Origin of the sequence: Microbacterium pumilum, assembly GCF_039530225.1 — a bacterium.
Classification (GTDB): Bacteria; Actinomycetota; Actinomycetes; order Actinomycetales; family Microbacteriaceae; genus Microbacterium; species Microbacterium pumilum.
The window spans coordinates 2,058,197-2,077,439 of record NZ_BAAAOH010000001.1; the positions used below are offsets into that span (position 1 = coordinate 2,058,197).

General features: G+C 69.4%; 15 protein-coding genes. 3 read left to right on the forward strand and 12 right to left on the reverse strand.

Annotated features, from left to right (window positions below):
• Positions 1-78: 78 nt before the first annotated feature.
• From ABD188_RS09005 to ABD188_RS09030, 6 genes are all read right to left on the reverse strand, one after another.
• Positions 79-1,233: a mannitol-1-phosphate 5-dehydrogenase gene (locus ABD188_RS09005; protein WP_344060785.1), complete on the reverse strand. Its 1,155-nt coding sequence runs from the start codon at positions 1,231-1,233 to the stop codon at positions 79-81.
• Positions 1,230-1,670 carry a PTS mannitol transporter subunit IIA gene (locus ABD188_RS09010; RefSeq protein ID WP_344060788.1) on the reverse strand — a complete coding sequence of 147 codons (441 nt, stop codon included), beginning with the start codon at positions 1,668-1,670 and terminating at the stop codon, positions 1,230-1,232. The genes ABD188_RS09005 and ABD188_RS09010 overlap by 4 nt, the downstream gene beginning before the upstream one ends.
• A gap of 247 nt (positions 1,671-1,917) precedes the next feature.
• Positions 1,918-3,486 (reverse strand): PTS mannitol transporter subunit IIBC, encoded by a 1,569-nt coding sequence (locus ABD188_RS09015; RefSeq protein ID WP_344060791.1) that lies wholly within the window; start codon positions 3,484-3,486, stop codon positions 1,918-1,920.
• A 60-nt stretch (positions 3,487-3,546) separates the two neighbouring features.
• Positions 3,547-5,238 (reverse strand): phosphoenolpyruvate--protein phosphotransferase, encoded by a 1,692-nt coding sequence (gene ptsP / locus ABD188_RS09020; protein ID WP_344060794.1) that lies wholly within the window; start codon positions 5,236-5,238, stop codon positions 3,547-3,549.
• A gap of 3 nt (positions 5,239-5,241) precedes the next feature.
• On the reverse strand, positions 5,242-5,517 hold the full coding sequence (locus ABD188_RS09025) for an HPr family phosphocarrier protein (protein ID WP_344060797.1): 276 nt from the start codon (positions 5,515-5,517) through the stop codon (positions 5,242-5,244).
• A gap of 47 nt (positions 5,518-5,564) precedes the next feature.
• Positions 5,565-5,912 carry a PTS sugar transporter subunit IIB gene (locus tag ABD188_RS09030; RefSeq protein WP_344060800.1) on the reverse strand — a complete coding sequence of 116 codons (348 nt, stop codon included), beginning with the start codon at positions 5,910-5,912 and terminating at the stop codon, positions 5,565-5,567.
• A gap of 295 nt (positions 5,913-6,207) precedes the next feature.
• Here ABD188_RS09030 and ABD188_RS09035 point away from each other — a divergent pair, with 295 nt between their 5' ends.
• A complete protein-coding gene (locus ABD188_RS09035) occupies positions 6,208-8,175 on the forward strand; it encodes a BglG family transcription antiterminator (protein ID WP_344060803.1) in 1,968 nt (655 codons plus the stop codon).
• 272 nt (positions 8,176-8,447) lie between these two features.
• Here the strand turns inward: ABD188_RS09035 and ABD188_RS09040 are convergent, their stop codons facing one another.
• From ABD188_RS09040 to ABD188_RS09055, 4 genes are all read right to left on the reverse strand, one after another.
• Positions 8,448-9,032 (reverse strand): GNAT family N-acetyltransferase, encoded by a 585-nt coding sequence (locus ABD188_RS09040; RefSeq protein ID WP_344060806.1) that lies wholly within the window; start codon positions 9,030-9,032, stop codon positions 8,448-8,450.
• A 9-nt stretch (positions 9,033-9,041) separates the two neighbouring features.
• Positions 9,042-10,466, reverse strand: coding sequence for an MFS transporter (locus tag ABD188_RS09045; RefSeq protein WP_344060809.1), 1,425 nt, complete (start codon positions 10,464-10,466; stop codon positions 9,042-9,044).
• A 155-nt stretch (positions 10,467-10,621) separates the two neighbouring features.
• A complete protein-coding gene (locus ABD188_RS09050) occupies positions 10,622-12,364 on the reverse strand; it encodes a phospho-sugar mutase (RefSeq protein WP_344060812.1) in 1,743 nt (580 codons plus the stop codon).
• Positions 12,361-13,194, reverse strand: coding sequence for a purine-nucleoside phosphorylase (locus tag ABD188_RS09055; protein ID WP_344060815.1), 834 nt, complete (start codon positions 13,192-13,194; stop codon positions 12,361-12,363). The genes ABD188_RS09050 and ABD188_RS09055 overlap by 4 nt, the downstream gene beginning before the upstream one ends.
• A gap of 210 nt (positions 13,195-13,404) precedes the next feature.
• Here ABD188_RS09055 and ABD188_RS09060 point away from each other — a divergent pair, with 210 nt between their 5' ends.
• The gene (locus ABD188_RS09060; protein WP_344060818.1) at positions 13,405-14,853 is read left to right on the forward strand and encodes an NAD(P)H-quinone dehydrogenase; all 1,449 of its coding nucleotides are present in this window, start codon (positions 13,405-13,407) and stop codon (positions 14,851-14,853) included.
• 477 nt (positions 14,854-15,330) lie between these two features.
• Here the strand turns inward: ABD188_RS09060 and ABD188_RS09065 are convergent, their stop codons facing one another.
• Both ABD188_RS09065 and ABD188_RS09070 read right to left on the reverse strand, forming a co-directional pair.
• Positions 15,331-17,097 (reverse strand): acetyl/propionyl/methylcrotonyl-CoA carboxylase subunit alpha, encoded by a 1,767-nt coding sequence (locus ABD188_RS09065; protein WP_344060821.1) that lies wholly within the window; start codon positions 17,095-17,097, stop codon positions 15,331-15,333.
• Positions 17,098-17,175: 78 nt separating this feature from the next.
• On the reverse strand, positions 17,176-17,865 hold the full coding sequence (locus tag ABD188_RS09070; protein ID WP_344060824.1) for a Maf family protein: 690 nt from the start codon (positions 17,863-17,865) through the stop codon (positions 17,176-17,178).
• A gap of 22 nt (positions 17,866-17,887) precedes the next feature.
• Here ABD188_RS09070 and ABD188_RS09075 point away from each other — a divergent pair, with 22 nt between their 5' ends.
• Positions 17,888-19,234 carry a class I SAM-dependent RNA methyltransferase gene (locus ABD188_RS09075; RefSeq protein WP_344060827.1) on the forward strand — a complete coding sequence of 449 codons (1,347 nt, stop codon included), beginning with the start codon at positions 17,888-17,890 and terminating at the stop codon, positions 19,232-19,234.
• Positions 19,235-19,243: the final 9 nt, after the last annotated feature.

A 19,243-nucleotide genomic window follows, 5' to 3' on the forward strand; every position in this document is an offset into this window, starting at 1 on the left:
TCCTCCGGCCGCGCCGGCGAGGCCTCGCACGGGGGCGGTCTGTCGCGGGCGGCTGGTCCTCCGCGGGGTCGCGAGCCGTCACTCCACGAGCTCGGACTGCCGCGTGCCGACCACCGCCGCCACCTTTGCGAAGAGCGGGTGATCCGGGTCGAGCCCGGTGACCGCGGCCGTGAAGGTCGCGGCATCCTGCTCGCGCAGCATCCGCTGCAGGTCCACGGACTGCGCATCTTCGGGATCGTCGAACGCGAGGGCGGCGCCCATCGCACCCACCAGGGCGTCGACCGACAGGCCCTGCTCGGCGGCTTCGGCGGCCGGACCCACGAATCGCTCATGACGCGAGAGCTTGCGCAGCGGCTGTCGTCCCACTCGCCACACGGTGTCGGGGAGCAGCGGATTGCGGAATCGCCTGAGGATCGTCGAGCGGTACTCGGCGAGGTCAGCGGGGTCGAGTCCGTGCTTCGCTGCGAGCAGAGCGGATGTCTCCTCGAGCGTTGCGGCGACCTTGGCGGCGATCGCATCATCAGCGAGGGCGTCCGAGATCTTCTCGACTCCTGCTGCCGCGCCGAAGTAGGCCGTCGTCGCGTGACCTGTGTTGACGGTGAAGAGCTTGCGCTCGATGTAGGGCTCGAGGTCCTCGACGAAGTGCGCCTGGGGGATCTTCGGCGGATCGTCGCCGAACGGCGGCCGCTCGATCGCCCATTCGAAGAACGGCTCGACAGTGACGTCGACCCCGGCTCCTTCGGGCTGACCCGGCACGATGCGGTCGACGGCGGTGTTCGCGAAGACCGCCCGGCTCGCGAGGGCATCCCAGGTCTCGGCGGCGAGCTCCTTGACCTCGTCGCGCAGCAGGTCCGTCGCGTTGATCGCGTTCTCGCACGCCATGATCTGCAGCGGCGGCGAGGCCGGGTCTCGCAGTGCGAGACCGGACAGGATGTGCGGCGCCACGAACTTCAGAATGGTCGGACCGACCGCTGTCGTGACCACGTTGGCGGTCGAGATCTCCTCGACGAGCTCGTCAGGATGCGTCGCACTGTTGATCGCGCGGAACCCGGTGACCACGCGATCGCGGCCGCCCTCGCCGACCTCATGCACGGTGTACTGCGAGACCGCGTTGATGGCATCCACGAGCGGGGCCGCGACATCCGAGAACACGAGCTCGTATCCGCCCTCGTGCAGCAGCAGACCGACGAAGCCGCGCCCGATGTTGCCGGCTCCGAAGTGGACAGCCTTCACGACACGCCCGCGGCTGACACGAGGGTGAAGAGCTCCTCCGGGCTCTGCGCGGCCTTGAGCTTCGCGACCTCGTCCTCATCCGAGAACAGGATCGCGATCTGAGACAGGATCTCGAGGTGCTCGTCGCCCTTGCCCGCGATCCCCACGACGAAGGTGACGGGCTCGCCGCCCCAGTCGACGCCACCGTCGTAACGCACGACGGAGAGGGCGGAATCGAGGATCGTGTGCTTCGTCTCGTTGGTGCCGTGGGGGATCGCCAACTCGCTCCCCATGTACGTCGACACGGTCTGCTCGCGCTGCTGCATGGCGTCGTAGTACTCGCTCGTGACGGCGCCTGCCGCCTCGAGGATGTCGGCGGCTTCCTTCATCGCCTCCTCGCGGGTGGCGCTGCCGGAGTGGATGCGGACCTGACCCAGGCTCAGAACCTCACGTGCCATGATGATCGCCCTTCTTTGGTTGACGGATGCTGCTGTTCGATCTTTCGCGCCGGTTTCAGCCTAGGCTCGGCGACGCTCGCGGTGGGGTGCTGTGTTCGGTCGGGTTCGGCCGGAGGGTCGGCTCGCCGCCGCAACGGCGACTCGTCAACCCTGGCTGCGAGACTCCTTCTCTTGCCGGCCTCGCAGCCCTAGGGGGCTGCGAGGCCGGGGCATCTCGCCGGCCGGCCTCGCAGCGGTCTTTGCGTGCCTAGACACTCTCCCCGTGCTGGGCACGGACCAGGTCCACGACCTCGTCGTACTTCGGCGAGTTCATGAAGTTATCGACCGACACGTGCACCGAGTTCGGAGACTGCGCCTTCGCGCGGTCCGTCAGCTGCTGCTGCGTGATGACGAGATCGGCCGAGCCGTCGAGAGCCGCGATCGCCTTGTTCACGACCGTGACATCGTCGATGCCCGCCTTCTTGATCTTGTTGCGCAGCACGCTCGCGCCCATCGCCGAAGAACCCATGCCCGCGTCGCACGCGAACACGATGCTCTTGATCTCGCGCTCGGTCATGGTCGCCGGGTCGATGCCGCCACCGGCCTGCGTCACCGCGCCGCCACGGAGCCCGCCGAGGGCATCGGACGACTTGCCCTTCGCCGCCTCGGTCTGCGTGATCGCGGCGCCGAACGCGTCATCCGTCGCGGCCATCGCCTCGAGGTCACGCTTGCGCGAGGCCCGCAGGATGATCGCCGTGAGGACGAACGTGACGGCCGCGGCGAGGATCACCGACAGGATGACCGCGAAGTACTTGCCGCTCGCGGTCTGCGCGAGAACCGCGAAGATGCTCCCCGGTGCCGCCGGTGCGCGAAGCGCGCCGCCGAGCAGCATGTTCGTCGTCACACCGGTCGCGCCACCCGCGATGAGGGCGAGGATCACCATCGGCTTCATGAGGGCGTACGGGAAGTACACCTCGTGGATGCCGCCGAAGAACTGGATGATCGCCGCGCCCGGGGCTGAGGCCCGCGCCGCGCCGATGCCGAAGAACGTGAACGCGAGCAGCAGACCGACGCCGGGGCCGGGGTTGGCCTCGAGGAGGAAGAGGATCGAGGATCCTTCCTCCGCGGACTGCTGGATGCCGAGCGGCGTCAGCACGCCGTGGTTGATGGCGTTGTTGAGGAACAGCACCTTCGCCGGCTCGATGATGATGCTGGTGAGTGGCAGCAGGTTGTTCTCGACCAGCCAGTTCACCGCGTTGCTGAGGATCTGCATCAGGCCGTTGACGAGCCAGGCGATCGGGTAGAACCCGATGACTGCCATCACGAAGCCCCAGATGCCTGCTGAGAACATGTTGACGAGCATCTCGAAGCCCGCCCTGATCTTGCCGTCCCACAGGCTGTCGAGCCACTTCATCGTGTAGGCCGCGAGTGGCGCCATGATCATCGCGCCGATGAACATGTGGACCTGTCCGAGCGGCTTGGCGTCGGGATCGGCGGCGAGGGCCGCCGCGTTGAACTGGGCGATCAGGAAGTCGGAGCCCGCGATCGCGCCCATCACGCCGATCGAGGCGACGACGCCGCCGCGGACGCCGTAGACGATATTGCCGCCGGTGTAGGCGATGATGATCGGCAGCAGGTAGTGGATGAACGGCCCCACAATGGTTGCGAGGTCCGCGTTCGGTGTCCACCCGACATCGATGAAGAACGCGGTGAAGATGCCCCACGCGATGAGTGCGGGGATGTTCGGCATGATCATGCCGGACAGGAACGTGCCGAAGCGCTGGACTCCGACCCGTACCGTGCTGGTGCCCTTCGCGGGCGCCGACGCCGTTGTCATGTGCTTTGTCTCTCCTTCTTCTCGTTCTTCCCCAGCCGCGGGAAGCGGGCTGGGGTGCGGCTAAACCGCGACGGTGCTGTTCTGAGCTGCGGCGGCGCGCGCCGCGTCTCGGGCGGATGCCGCGTCGTTCGCGGCGAGTGCAGCTCCGGCGATGACACGGGCATCGTCGATCGAGTGCTGCAGCAGGGTCGCCCGCACATCGGCGAGCGCAGTGGGTGCCATCGACAGGCTCGTCGCGCCGAGCCCGACGAGGACGACGGCGAGCAGCGGGTCGGCCGCAGCCTCACCGCAGATCCCGACGGGTTTGCCGTGGATGCGACCGGCGTCGCCCACCTCGCGGATGAGGCGGAGGACCGCCGGGTGCCAGGGATCCTGGAACGAGGCCACCGAACCGAGCAGCCGGTCGGCCGCCAGCGTGTACTGGGTGAGGTCGTTCGTGCCGATCGAGGCGAAGTCCGCGCTCTCGAGGATGCGGTCGGCCAGCAGGGCCGACGACGGCACCTCCACCATGACGCCGGCCGTGCGGATGCCGTAATCCCTCGCGATCGCCGTGAAGTACTCGGTCTCTTCGACCGTCGCGATCATGGGGGCCATCACCCAGAGGTCTGCGGGGCCGTCCGGCAGACTGCGGGTCGCGGCATCCGCCTGCGCCAGGGCGGTCAGCTGTTCGCGCAGGATGTCCTCGCTCGCCCGCAGTGCACGGATGCCGCGGAGCCCGAGGGCCGGGTTCTCCTCGTGCGCATCGTTGAGGAAGGGCAGCGGCTTGTCGGCGCCCGCGTCGAGCACCCGCACGACGACCTTCTTTCCGGGGAACGCCGCGAGGAGCTTGGTGTACGACTGCTGCTGCTGCTCGATCGTCGGCGCGCTGCCGGAGCTCAGGAACAGGAACTCGGTGCGGAAGAGCCCGACGCCCTCCGCGCCGAGCGCGACGGCCTCGATCGCGCCGTCGGGGTTGCCGAGGTTCGCGAGCAGCGGGACAGGGGTTCCATCGGCGAGAGCACCATCGGTGATGGGGGCCGAGATGGCCGATGCCCGAGCCGCCGCGCGATGCTCGGCTCGTTCGAGCTCTTCGCCGGTCGGTTCCGTCGTGACGACGCCGGCTGCGGCATCCACGATCACCATCTCGCCCTCGACGAGGTCTTTCGCGGCCTGGACGCCGACGACCGCGACGATCGACTTCTCTCTCGCCAGGATCGCAGTGTGCGAAGTCGGTCCGCCCTCGGTGGTCACCAGGGCAAGCACCTTGTCGAGGTCGAGGAGTGCCGTATCGGCGGGAGCGAGGTCCTTCGCGACGAGCACGAACGGATGCCCGGGGTCGGGCACTCCCGGAGCCGCGACACCGCGGAGCTTCGCGATCACCCGCTGCGCCACGTCGTCGAGATCGGCCGCGCGCTCGCCGAGGTAGCCGCCGAGCGCCGTGAGCTGGTCGCGGAACGACGCGAACGCGTCGAACACCGCCCATTCGCCGGTGCGGCCCTGTGCGACCCGGGTGGCGACCTCGTCGGCGAGCGACGGGTCCTCCGCCATCATCGCCTGCGCCTCGAGAACGTCCCGCGCCGCACCGCCTGCGAGAGCTCCGCGTTCTTCGAGCTCGCGCGCGACCGCCGCGACGGCCTCACTCACGCGGGCTTTCTCCTCGTCCGCCGTGAGCGCGCTCGGCGCATCGCTCGGAGCCGGCAGCGGCTCCGCCATGCGGGCTACGGGTCCCTGTGCGACCCCGAGCCCGATTCCTACTCCGCGCAACTCGACCATGGTCTACTCCGCATCGTGGTCGGTCGAGAGCAGATCGGCAAGGGTGTCGAGCACAGAATCTGCGCCGTCCCCGTCCGCCGTGAGCGTCACATAGTCCCCCTGCTCGATCCCGAGGGCGATCACGCCCAGGATGCTGGCGGCATTGATGGGGCTGCCGGCATCCTTCGCGAGCGTGACCGGGATGCCGGCATCCTTCGCCGCCTGCGCGAACATCTTCGCGGGGCGCGCGTGCAGGCCGTGGGCCGAACCGATCCGCACCGTTCGTGTGATGACTGCCATGGGGTCGACCTCTCTGTCGTCTGTGGGTGGCGTTCGTGTCGCCGATATCAGGGCCGTGCTGCGCCGCCCGCGGTCGGAAGGGTCCCCCCGGAGCCTCCGACCGCGGCGCGGACGAGTTCGAGCGTCCGCGTGCCGTCAATGTCCGAGAAGATGTCGGACGGCAGCAGCACCACCGTCGTACCGCGGGCCGCGGCATCCCGCTCGATTCGCGCGAGCGCGTGAACGAGATGCGGCCCGACGAGCACGACGTCGGCGGCATCGAGGTCGATGGGCAGCGACTTCTCGGTGCCTGCGAAAGCGGAGTAGGCCAGTCCCTGGTCGTGGGCGGCGTGCCGCACGCGCTGGGCGACGAACGTGCTCGACGCGCCTGCCCCGCAGACCACCAGGATCCTCATCGATCCGCCTCTCTTTCCGCCATTCTTGTGAAAACGCTGGGAGCCGACAACCAGGCCTGTTTCCGCGGGGGCGGAAGGCCAGTTCAGCGGAAGGGCGAATTCAGGGGAATGGCCAGTTCAGCGGAAGTAGGCGTCGTGCTCCAGCCATGGCTGCCCCTGTTCTCCGAGGTCGCCCAACGAGGCGGCCGGTGGGATCACGGTATCGCACGGCATCTTCGCCCTCCCCGGCGCGCCGCGTGATTGACTGGCACCTACTTCGGCCATGGCGACCGGAGAGCGGCCGGCGACACGAGGAATGCCCGTGACAAGAGCGAGACAGGATCAGCTCCTGGCGCTCTTGGTGCGCGACGGCGAGTGGGCGACGGCGGCGACGCTCGCCGACGCTCTCGGCGTGACTCCGCGCAGCATCCGTTCGTATGTCACCGCCCTCAATGCGCGTGTGCCTACGGGCGCCGCCGTGGAGTCGGGGCCACAGGGTTATCGGGCGGACGTCGACGCGTCGACCGCGCTGCGGGTGTCGGGGACGGATGCCGGAACCCCCCGCGCCCGCCTGCACACTCTCGTTCGCGCGCTGCTCGATGAACCGGAGGGGATAGACGTCTTCGAAACCGCCGAGTCGCTGCACGTGAGCGCGGCGACGCTGGACGCCGACCTTGCCCGGGTGCGAGGACTTCTGGGCGGCACAGAGCTCACGCTGGAGCGCTCGGCGTCCCGCGCGCGACTCCGCGGATCCGAGATGGCGCAGCGACGCCTGCTGAGCAGGCTCGCGCACGATGAGATGGATGCCGGATCGTTCGACCTGCTCGCCCTGCGTCGCACGCTCGGCGAGGACTCCGTCGGCGCAGCGGCCTTCGGCCCGTTCAAGACGGATCTGGTCGCCGAACTCGGCACGCTCGGCTACTTCGTGAACGAGATCGGGATCGGCGACGTCGTCATGCACATCGCCATCGCCGCCGACCGGGTGTCGCAGGACCGCGGTCTCGAGAGCGGAGCGATCGATGCCCGGCCGGCGCAGCAGGAAGTCGCGGCCATCATCGCGCGGCTGGCGCGCCGGCACCTCGGCATCGAACTCGGTCAGGGCGACCTGCAGCACCTCGCCACCCTCGTGCTCACGAGAGTGGTCGCCCCCGGCAACGACGCACCCGTCGACCATGCGCGGTCGCGTCTGGATCCGGAGGTGGAGGCCGCGGTGCGGGAGGTCGTCGAGACCGCGGCGGGGGAGTTCCTCGTCGACATCGTGTACGAGGACTTCATCCTTCGGCTCGCCCTTCACGTGCAGAACCTGCAGCATCGCGCTCGTGAGCAGGCGTGGTCGCGAAATCCGCTGACGCGTTCGCTGAAGTCGACGTATCCGATGATCTTCGAGGTCGCCGTGTTCATCGCGAGCCGGCTGCAGGAGCGGCTCGGCATCCCGCTGCCCGATGACGAGATCGCCTACATCGCGATGCACGTGGGCGGCCGGCTCGAGCGCAGCCGGCGGGCGGATCAGCTGCTCACCGCGACGATCGTCTGTCCCGGCTACTACGATCTGCACGAGCTGCTGCGCTCGAGCGTCGACCGGTCGCTCGGCCAGGCGATCGAGGTCGTGGGCGTAGAGACGCGCGTCGACCCGGACTGGGGGTCGATCGACACCGACCTCGTGCTGACGACGATCGATCCGGATGAGCCCGCCGACCGGATCGTGAAGATCCAGCCGTTCCTGACCGGCGCCGACATCGAGCGGGTGCAGGCGGCGGCCGGGCGAATCCGTCGCGCGCGGCGGCTCGCACGGCTGCGGGCGGAGCTTGAGCGGTATTTCGACGCATCCGCGTTCGTCCACGGTCTGGATCACCTCGACCCGTCCGCGTCGGATCGTTCGGGCCCGGCGGCGACGAGCGAGGAGCGCGTCATCCGTCACCTGGGGTCGAGGCTCGTCGCCAGCGGCGTGATCGACGACGACTACGTCGAGCGCGCCATCCATCGCGAGCAGCTGTCGTCCACCGCGTTCACCGATGCCCTCGCGGTGCCACATGCGCTGGAGATGACCGCGACGCGCACGGCGATCGCCATCGGCATCGCGGACCCGTCGATCCCGTGGGGCGGCGGCCGCGTGCAGGTCGTAGCCCTCGTCGCGTTCTCGGAGACCGATCGCGAGGCGTTCCAGACGGTGTTCGAACAGTTCGTCGAGGTGTTCTCCGAGCGCGAGAGCGTGCAGCGCATCGTCCGGCGTGCGACGGACTTCAGCGGGTTCCTGGACGAGCTCGTCGCCGTCATCGACGGCTGAGCCGCGTCCATCGACCGGTGCTCGGCGGTCGGCGGTCCAGGAAGACCAGGATCTCGGCGCGAACAACCTGAGAATCCCGGACCGCGCCGCCCCCATCCTCGCGGTCGGACCAGCTCGGATCGGCTGAGCCGGGCGGGTACGTCAGCCTCGAGCTTCGACAAGCCTCGGACTCGACAGGATCAAGCTCGACAAGCCTCGGACTCGACAGGATCAGACTCGACAGGCTCAGACTCGAGGGGCTCAGGCTTCGACGAGCTCAGGCTTCGACGAGCTCAGGCCCGCGCCAGGCGCTCGTGCAGACCCAGCCGCACGGCGGGCCACTCGTGGGGAAGGATCGAGAAGACGACGGTGTCGCGCAGCGTGCCATCCGGCCCGATCCGATGGTTTCGCAGCACGCCGTCCTGCTTGGCGCCGAGACGCGCGATCGCGTCGCGCGACTGCCGGTTGTGCCAGTGCGTGCGCAGCTCCACGGCGATGGCATCGCATGCCTCGAAGGCGTGTGTGAGAAGAAGCAGCTTCGCCGCGGTGTTGACCGCAGTCCGCTGCGCCTCGATGCCCAGCCAGGTGTGCCCGATCTCGACGTGGCGATTGGGCTGGTCGATGTTGCAGTAGGTGGTCATGCCGACCAGGCGACCGGTGTCGAGCCGGCGCACCGCCCACGGGTTCATCGATCCGGCCGCGTGCCACGCGAGCCGCTGCTCGATGTCGTCGCCCACTCCGTCGCCAGTCGGAACGGAGGTGTACCAGGCGTGCTCGAGCCCGATGGCGGCCTCGGCGAGCTGTTCCGCGTGATCGAGAGCCAGCGGCTCCAGTCGCACGTACGCGTTCTCGAGAGTGGCGGATTCGGTGAGCAGCACGAGTCGAGCCTACGAGGCATCCTCGCGCTGCATGGCGGATTCCACCGCGACCGCGCGGGTCGCAGGATCCTTCGCGCGCGATGCCTCCCGTGCTGCCGAGACCGCACGTCGGCCGGCCGGCAGCCACACGGCCAGTCCGATGACGACGAAGGTCAGGATGCCTGCCGCAACGAGCAGCAGCTCGATGGGCACCGCGTCGGCGAGGGGACCGAATACCACCATCCCGAGCGGCATCGCGACCGCCATGACGATTCCGACGAAGCCGAAGACCCGGCCTTGACGCTCGGGCTCGACCGTCTCCTGCAGCAGGGTCATCGACGAGGTCGAGAAGAACGGCACCGAGAGCCCGAGCAGGAACATGAATCCGAGGAACACCCAGACGTTCGGTGAGAGGCCGAGTCCGATCGACAGCACGCCGAAGACGAGCGACGACACCACGATCATCGCGATCCGGCTGCGCTTGGCGAAGAGCGACGCGACGACGATCCCGCCGAGGACCATTCCGATGCTGAACGACACCTCGAGCACCGCGAGGAACACCACGTTCTGCTGCTCGCCGGCGTCGAACGAGCGCACCAGCATCAGCGGTGTGAGGTTGGACGGTGCCACCGTGAGGATGAAGATGATCGCGAACACCACCAGCAGCCACCGGACGAATGCGTGATGAGCGACGTAGCGGACGCCGTCGACGAGATCCGCGAAGTAGCCGGTCGGCACATCGGACGCGCGGCGCACGGCCCCGACGGGGATGAACGCGAGCAGCCCGATCCCGATGGCGGCGGTCACCACGTCGATGAAGAAGATCGGGACGAGGGATGCGGCGCTGCCGCCCGTCGTGGCAGAGGCCCAGGCGTAGATCCCGCCGGCCGCCGCGGGCGCGAGCAGCGCCATCGCGGACTGGATCGAGCCGTTGATGCCGTTGACCCGCATGAGGCTGCGGGTCGGCGTGATCTGCGGAATGAGGGCCGATACCGCGGGCATCTGGATGCCGGCACCGGCGGAGCGAAGAGCCATGGTCAAGTAGATCAGCCACACCGCGTCGAAGCCGGTCATCATGATGAGAGCCAGGGCCAGCGTGGTGAGCGCGATGGCCGCATCCGCGCCCATGATCAGCAGCTTGCGGTTGTGCCGGTCCGCCCAGACCCCGCCGAAGATCGAGATGACCGCCTGGGGGAGGAAGCCGAAGAGAGCGGCGAGCATCATGACGACGCCGGACTGGTAGGTGATCGTCAGATACCAGAGCACCGCGTACTGCACGAGCATCGAGCCGAACAGGCTGATCGTCTGACCGCTCAGGAAGAGGACGACCTTGCGCAGCCAGTGCTCCGGGTCGGCGGCAGTCTCAGCGGTGTGCGAGGTGGTCGTCGCACCCTCAGCGCCGCGCGAGGCCTCAGTCTCGGCATCCTGAATTCGATCGCGCTCAGCGCTCGCCATGGCCCATCCCTCTGCGTCACGGCAGCCTTGCCGCGGTGAATTCGCGATATATCGCGTGTGTCACTGTAGCAGGACCGCGAGGAGCTTCGCGATATATCGCGAAGCGAAGCTGGGGGCCGGCTGCGAGCCTGGTCGCGGCGCCGCCCGGCGACGGCTCAGCCGAGGTGCTCCAGCATCGCTCGAGCGCCTGCCGAGAGTGCGCCGATGCGCGCCGCTGCGTCGTCCGAGGACTCGCCGCGCACATCGAGGTACAGCTTGAGCTTCGGTTCGGTCCCGCTCGGGCGGACGATCACGCGTGAGCCGTCGGCCAGCCAGAGGCGCAGCACATCGCCGGGCGGCAGTCCGTCGACCCCGTCGAGCAGGTCGTCGATGTGGTCCACCGCGACGTCGCCGATTGCCGACGGATGCTGCTCCCGCAGCGCAGCCATGATCCGGCTGATCTGCGACACGTCGTCGACGCGGATGGCGATCTGGTCGCTCGAGAAGTATCCGAAGGTCTCGTCGAATTCCTCGATGAGATCGGTGAGACCCGCTCCGCGGCTGCGCGCCTCGGTGACCATGCCGAGCATCGCGACGGCGGCCGAGATGCCGTCCTTGTCGCGGACGGTCCCGGGGTTGACGAGATAACCGAGCGCCTCCTCGAAGCCGAACACCAGGCCGGGTGCGCGCGAGATCCACTTGAACCCGGTGAGCGTCGCATGGAAGTCGAGGCCGTAGTGCTCCGCCACCGCCTGAAGCCCCGGCGAAGAGACCAGCGAGCAAGCGAGCGACGCCCCGTCCACGGCGCCGGTCGCCGCCGCGTGCTTGGCCGCCTGCCAGCCGAGCAGCAGGCCGATCTGGTTGCCGCTCAGTCGTCGCCAGCCGCCGTCCACGCCGGCATCGGGCACCGCTACCGCGAGGCGGTCGGCGTCGGGGTCGTTCGCGATGATGAGCTCCGCCTGAGCGTTGCGCGCAGTCTCGAACGCGAGGTCCATCGCGCCGGGCTCTTCCGGGTTGGGGAATGCGACCGTCGGGAACGCCGCGTCGGGGTTCAGCTGCTCGGTCACCGGCTCCGGCTGCGGATACCCCGCGATGTCCAGGATGCGCGACAGCGTCTCCCAGCCGACGCCGTGCATGGCGGTGTACACCCAGCGGAAACCGTCGGCGCCGACGGGGGCCGGTGCCACGGCCGCGGTCGCTTCGATGTAGGCGTCGACGATCGACTCGGCCGCGGTCTCGTAGCCGAGCGAACGGGGGAGCGCTGCGATGTCTCCCAGGTCGGCGACGCGCTGGATGTGCGCGGCGATCTCGGAGTCGGCCGGCGGGACGATCTGTGCGCCTTCCTCGGCGCCGCCGAGGTACACCTTGTAGCCGTTGTCGTTGGGCGGGTTGTGGCTCGCCGTCACCATCACGCCCGCCGCAGCGCCCAGCTGCCTCACCGCGAAAGCGAGGACGGGCGTCGGCAGCAGCCGTGGCAGCAGGATCGCCCGCAGCCCCGCGCCGGCGAACAGCTCGACAGAGTCCTGGGCGAATCGGTGCGAGTTGCGGCGTCCGTCGTAGCCGACGACGACAGAGGGAGCGACGGCGGCACCGGGGGCGTCGGCCGCCAGCGAGGCCTTCTCGATGAGGTAGGCCGCGAGACCGGCCGCCGCCTGCGCGACCAGCACGCGGTTCATGCGGTTGCTGCCGGCGCCGAGTTCGCCGCGGAGCCCCGCGGTGCCGAAGGCCAGGCGCCCTGCGAACCGATCCGCGAGATCGGCCGTCGCCTCGTCATCCCCGGACTCTGCCGCCTCGATGATCGCGCGCAGCTCGGCGCGGGTCTCGCCGTCAGGATCCTGCGCCAGCCAGGCCCGCGCCGCGTCGAGGGTCCCGGTCGCCGCTTGCCCGGTCGCCGCTGCCGCGGAGTCCGACCCGCTCACAGTGCGCCGATCACGCGGGCAAGCAGCGATGAGATGACGGGCTCTGCGACGCGCCCCGCCTCGAGCACCTCGTGATGGGTGAGCGGAGTGGTCTGGATGCCGGCCGCCAGGTTCGTGATGAGTGAGAAGCCGATGATCTCCATGCCCGACTGCCGTGCGGCGATCGCCTCGAGGGCCGTGGACATGCCGACGATGTGGCCGCCGAACGACTTCGCCATCTGGACCTCTGCGGGCGTCTCGTACTGCGGCCCGCGGAACTGGCAGTACACGCCCTCGTCGAGAGCAGGGTCGATCGAGCGGGCGAGGTCGCGCAGGCGGATCGAATAGAGATCGGTGAGGTCGATGAAGGTCGCGCCCTCGAGGGGTGAGGCGCCGGTGAGGTTGATGTGGTCGCTGATCAGCACCGGCTGGCCGGGTTTCCAGGTGCGCTTGATGCCCCCCGCCCCGTTCGTCAGCACCATCGTCTTCACACCGGCGGCGGCAGCGGTGCGCACGCTGTGCACGACCCGCCGCACGCCGTGCCCCTCGTAGAAGTGCGTGCGCGCGCCGATCACCAGGACGTGCTTCCCGCGAGGCGTGACGACGCTGCGGAGCGTGCCGATGTGGCCCGAGAGAGCGGGTGCGCTGAACCCCGTCACCTGGGTCGCCGGGAAGACCGCCGTCGTCTCGCCGATGAGCTCTGCTGACTTGCCCCAGCCGCTGCCGAGCGTGAGCGCGATGTCGTGGCGCTCGACGCCGGTGATCTGGGCGAGGTCATGGGCCGCCTGCTCGGCGATCTCGAACGGATCGGCGGTGGAATCGTCCAGCGGGTTGGGCGTGGTGTCTGACATGACCCCACTCTAGGAACGCGAGCACGCGAGGGCCAGATGCCGCGGCGACGGCGATGACCGGCATCCCGAGATCACATGCTCTGGGCGAGTGCGCACCACACGGGCGTCGCTGGGATGCGACTTCGCCGTGAGCATGTGATGTCGGTGAACAGAGGCGAGCCCGAACGACCGAAGTCGTGGCGGGGCCGTCGAGCAGGACACAATGGACGCATGTCCTTGAGCTTCGAGCGCACTCAGAGCGTCGCCATCATCGGCGGCGGACCCGGCGGCTACGACGCGGCGCTGGCCGCAGCGCAGCTCGGCGCAGAGGTCACCGTGGTTGAGCGAGCGGGCATCGGCGGGTCTGCGGTCATCACCGACGTCGTCCCCTCCAAGACCCTCATCGCCACAGCGGATGCGGCCGTCGCGATCAGGGGGGCGGGCGAGCTGGGCGTGCAGCTGTTCGCCAAAGGCGCCGAGGGCAAGCCGTTGAAGCCCGAGATCGCGATCAACCTTTCAGCCGTCAACAAGCGACTGCTGTCGCTTGCGCGGCAGCAGTCGGACGACATGCGGGCGTCCCTGGTCGAGGCGGGCGTACGGATCATCTCGGGGCACGGCCGCCTCGAGGGGGATGATGCGGTGATCGTGTCGACGGGGCCCGGTGGCACCGACTTCGACCGGATCGAAGCCGACACCTTCGTGGTGTCGACGGGCTCGTCGCCGCGCGAACTGGCATCCGCGAAGCCCGACGGCGAACGCATCCTCACGTGGACGCAGCTGTACGAGATGGCCGCGCTCCCCCCGCACCTGATCGTCGTCGGCTCGGGTGTCACGGGCGCCGAGTTCGCCTCGGCGTACATGAACCTCGGCGCAAAGGTCACGCTCGTCTCGAGTCGCGACCAGGTGCTGCCGGGCGAGGACACGGATGCCGCGGTCGTCCTCGAGCGCGTCTTCAAGCGCGGCGGGATGACGGTGCTGTCGAAGTCGCGCGCAGAGAAGGTCGAGCGGGTCGGCGATGGCGTGCTCGTGACCCTCGCCGACGGCAGGACCGTCGAGGGCAGCCATTGCCTCATGGCCGTGGGCTCGATCCCGAACACCGCGGGCATCGGTCTCGAGGAGGCGGGCATCCAGATGACGGACTCGGGACACATCCAGGTCAATCGCGTCGCTCGCACGTCGGTGCCGAACATCTACGCGGCCGGCGACTGCACGACCTTCGTGCCGCTCGCCTCGGTCGCCTCGATGCAGGGGCGGACCGCGGTGTTCCACGCGCTCGGAGACGTCGTCATCCCGCTCGAGCGCCGCCGGATCACGTCCAACATCTTCACGGCGCCCGAGATCGCGACGGTGGGCTGGCAGGAGAAGGACATCACCGACGGCCTCATCAACGGCGTGGTCCACAAGCTGCCGCTCGCGGCGAACCCGCGCGCCAAGATGATGGGCATCAAGGACGGCTTCGTCAAGCTCATCGCCCGGCAGGGCAGCGGCACGGTCATCGGCGGCGTGATCGTCGGGCCCCGGGCATCCGAACTGATCTACCCGATCGCGATCGCGGTCGAACGCCGCCTCACCGTCGACCAGGTATCACGCGTGTTCGCCGTGTATCCGTCGCTGTCGGGCAGCATCACGGATGCCGCGCGCGCGATGCACATCGTCGACCGTGCCAACGAGGACGGCTGACCCCGGGCTGCCGTTCGCCGAGACCCGGGGTCGCTGCCGAGACCTGGTGGTAGGCCGCAGGGTTTCGGTCGAAACGCCGGGCCTCGGCGGAGAGCCAGGTCTGGTCGGGGCCGACCTGTTGCCGAGACCCGGGGTTGCCGCTGAGACCTGATGGTGGGCCGGAGGGCGTCGGTCGAAACGCGGGGTCTCGGCGGAATCGCCGTCGCACCGGCTGAGCACGGACGGGTGGTGTCCGGGCTTCGGGTCCAGCCCCCGCATCCGCGGCCCAGAACCACCTTCGGCGCCGAGACCACCCGCGAACCGCCCTCGCCGAGACCTGCACCCCCGCCGAGACGGCGTCCCGCGCCGTGACGGCTCACCCTCGCCGAAACCGCATCCCCCGCCGAGACCTGGTGGTAGGCCGCAGGGTCTGGGCCCAAACGCCGGGTCTCAGCGAAAATGCGCGCGGGCGTGCGGACGACCGCCGGCGCGCCGAGCCTACGAAATCGTCAGCAGGGCGTGGCCGGCTGCGACCGTCGCTCCGGGCGAGGCGTTGATCGCGCCGATGATGCCGTCCTTGTGCGCTTGGATGGGCTGCTCCATCTTCATCGCCTCGAGCACCACGACGAGGTCGCCCTTGACGACGTGCTGACCGTCTTCGACGGCGACCTTGACGATCGTCGCCTGCATCGGCGACTTGACGGCATCGCCCGACGAGCCGGCGACGGCAGACGCAGCGTGCGACCGGCGTGACGGCGGCACGGCCGCGGGGCGTCCGATCGCGCGCGGTGCGGCGACGATCCGGTCCGGCAGGCTCACCTCGAGGCGCTTGCCGGCGACCTCGACGACGACCGTGTGGCGGCTCTCCGGTGCTGCGGGCGCATCGAGCTCGCCATCCCACGGCGGGATGTCGTTGACGAACTCCGTCTCGATCCACCGCGTGAAGACGCCGAAGCGTCCGTCTTCGGCCGTGAAGGCGGCATCCCGGACGACTTTGCGGTGGAAGGGCAGAACCGTGGGGAGCCCGGCGACTTCGAACTCGTCCAGGGCTCGGCGGGCGCGCTCGAGTGCCTCGCTGCGGTCGCGGCCCGTGACGATGATCTTGGCGAGCAGCGAGTCGAAGGCGCCGCCGACGCTGTCGCCGGCCGTGACACCCGAATCGAGCCGGATGCCGGGGCCGCCGAACGTCTTGAACACGTGGATCGGTCCGGGCTGGGGGAGGAATCCGCGACCCGGGTCTTCGCCGTTGATGCGGAATTCGATCGAGTGGCCCTCGGGGGTCGGATCGCCGTATCCGATGTCCTCACCTTCGGCGATGCGGAACTGCTCGCGCACCAGGTCGATGCCGGTCACCTCTTCGGAGACCGGATGCTCGACCTGCAGTCGCGTGTTGACCTCGAGGAACGAGATCGTGCCGTCGGCGCCGATCAGGAACTCGCACGTGCCCGCTCCGACATAGCCGACCTCACGCAGGATCGCCTTCGAGGCGTCGTACAGCGTCTGGTTCTGCGCGTCGGAGAGGAACGGGGCCGGGGCCTCTTCGACGAGCTTCTGGTGGCGGCGCTGCAGAGAGCAGTCGCGGGTCGAGATCACGACGACGTTGCCCGCGGCATCCGCGAGGCACTGCGTCTCGACATGTCGCGGCTTGTCGAGGTACTTCTCGACGAAGCACTCGCCGCGGCCGAAGGCTGAGATCGCCTCGCGCGTCGCCGAATCGAACATCTCGGAGATCTCGTCGACCGTGCGGGCGACCTTGAGGCCGCGGCCGCCGCCGCCGTAGGCGGCCTTGATCGCGATCGGCAGTCCGTGCTGCTCGACGAATGCGAGCACTTCGCTCGCGTCGGCGACCGGGCCGGGCGTGCCGGGTGCGAGAGGTGCCCCGACCTTCTCGGCGACGTGCCGGGCCGTGACCTTGTCGCCCAGGGCCTCGATCGCATCGGGGCTCGGACCGATCCAGATCAGTCCGGCATCGATCACGGCGCGCGCGAAGTCGGCGTTCTCGGCGAGGAATCCGTAGCCCGGGTGGATCGCGTCCGCGCCGGAGCGCCGAGCGATCGAGAGGATCTTCTCGACCGAGAGGTACGTGTCGCCGCTCGTCGAGCCGTCGAGCGCGTACGACTCGTCGGCGAGTCGAGCGTGCATGGCGTCGCGGTCCGGGTCCGCATACACCGCGACCGACAGCTTGCCTGCGTCGCGCGCGGCACGGATGACACGTACGGCGATCTCGCCGCGGTTCGCGATGAGCACCTTGGCGATAGGGGGCATGTGTGCCAGCCTACCGACGGCCACCGCATCGCCTTTGGCCGGTTCGTACAAGAAGCGCCCGAAAACGTGGGCTTCCTACTACAACGTCGGATCCTCACCCGGCGCGGTCCCGAGTGACGGATCGGTGGTGCTCCAGAGGTCGGTCCACTCGATGTCCAGCTCGCGGACGAGCCGCCGCAGCGTCGAGACCGACATCCCCACGACGGTCGACGGATCGCCCTCGATGCGGGTGATGAACGCTCCGCCGAGGCTGTCGACGGTGAACGCGCCGGCGACGAGCAGCGGTTCGCCGGAAGCGACGTAGACATCGATCTCGGCATCCGTCACGTCGTCCGCGAAGGTGACGGATGCCGCAGCCACTGCGTGCGCCTCGCGGGGAGCCTTGCCGGGCGACAGGCGGACGACCGCGTGACCCGAGTGCAGCACCCCCGTCCGTCCGCGCATCGCGTGCCAGCGCGCGGTCGCATTCGCCGCGGTGTAGGGCTTTCCGAGCACCGCGCCGTCGATCTCGAACATCGAGTCGCCGCCGACGACGATTCCGTCGAAATCGGGGATGTCGTCCGCCAGTCGTGCCGCGACCTCGGCGGCCTTGCGGCGCGCGAGCAGCAGGACATGCTCATCAGGTGCCAGCACACGGCCCGCCGCGGCCTCAACGGATTCGATCACGGTTTCCTCGTCGACATCCGGAGCGATGGTCAGGGGGCGGATGCCGAACTGCTGCAGCAGCATCAGGCGAGCGGGCGAGGTCGAGGCGAGGCACACGCGCATGGCTCCACCGTATGCTCAATCCGTGGACGCTTCGACGGATGCCGCGGGCGGCCTGCTCGATCTCGACATCACCGGAGTCGCGCACGGCGGCGTGTTCATCGGCCGCCACGAGGGACGCGTCGTCTTCGTTCCGGATGCCATCCCCGGCGAGCGGGTGCGGGTTCGCGTCACGGATGCCGCGGGCGACGACAGCGATCGCAAGCGCTTCTGGCGCGGCGAGGCGCTCGAGATCCTGGATGCGTCGCCTTATCGTCGGCGGCACGTCTGGCGCCAGGCCGACATCGACGTGCCACCCGAAGACCGGCCGGGCGGGGCGGACTTCGGGCACATCGACCTCGACCACCAGCGCGCGCTCAAGCTGGAGGTGCTCACCGACGCGCTGCACCGGATCGGCGGGCTGGACGTGCATGCCGGCATCTCGGGGCCCTCGGCGCCGCTGGCCGAAGACCTCGAGCACGCGATGGCGGAGGAGACCCCGGACGGCACGCGCTGGCGCACCCGCGTGAGCCTGCACGTCGATGCCGACGGCCGGGTAGGGCCGTTCGCGGCGCGGAGTCATCGCGTGATCCCGGTGGCGGATCTTCCGCTCGCGACCGACGAGGTGCAGCGCGTGGCACTGGGCCTCACATCGGGTAAGCCCGGCCGCATCGACGTGGTGCAGCCATCGGACGGACGCGTGCGCGTCATCCCGCGACCCGAATCGAATCGCCGCCGATCCGCGCGCCCCGACGAACGAGCGCGAGAGGTCGTGCTCGAGCGGGTCGGTGACCGCGACTTCCGCGTCGATGCGGGCGGGTTCTGGCAGGTGCATCGCCTCGCAGCCCACGCGCTCACCGATCTCGTGACGGCCAGGCTCCGCGACGGGTCGGGGGGCTGGGCGGTCGAGCCCGATGCCTGGCACCTGGACCTGTACGGCGGCGTCGGCCTGTTCGCCGCGACCCTCGGAGACCTGGGGGGTCCGCTCACGCGGGTGACGAGCGTCGAGTCCGACCCGCGGGCCACCGATCACGCGAAGGAGAACCTCGCGGAGTGGGTGGGAGCGCGCGCCGAGACTGCGCGCGTCGACAGGTGGCTTGCCCGCACGGTCGTCGAGGCATCCGCCGGTGCACGAGAGCGTCTGTCGCGGGGGATCGTGGTACTCGACCCGCCGCGATCGGGAGCCGGACGTCAGGTGGTCGAGTCGGTCGCGGCCCTGGATCCCGCCCGCGTCGTCTACGTCGCGTGCGACCCGGTGGCACTCGCCCGCGATCTCGCGATCTTCCGCACGGCGGGCTACGAGACGGGGCAGGTCGACGCCCTCGATCTGTTTCCGAATTCCCATCACGTCGAAGCGGTCGCCGTCCTCACTCGGGGCGGTGCGCCGCGCTAACCTGAGGGC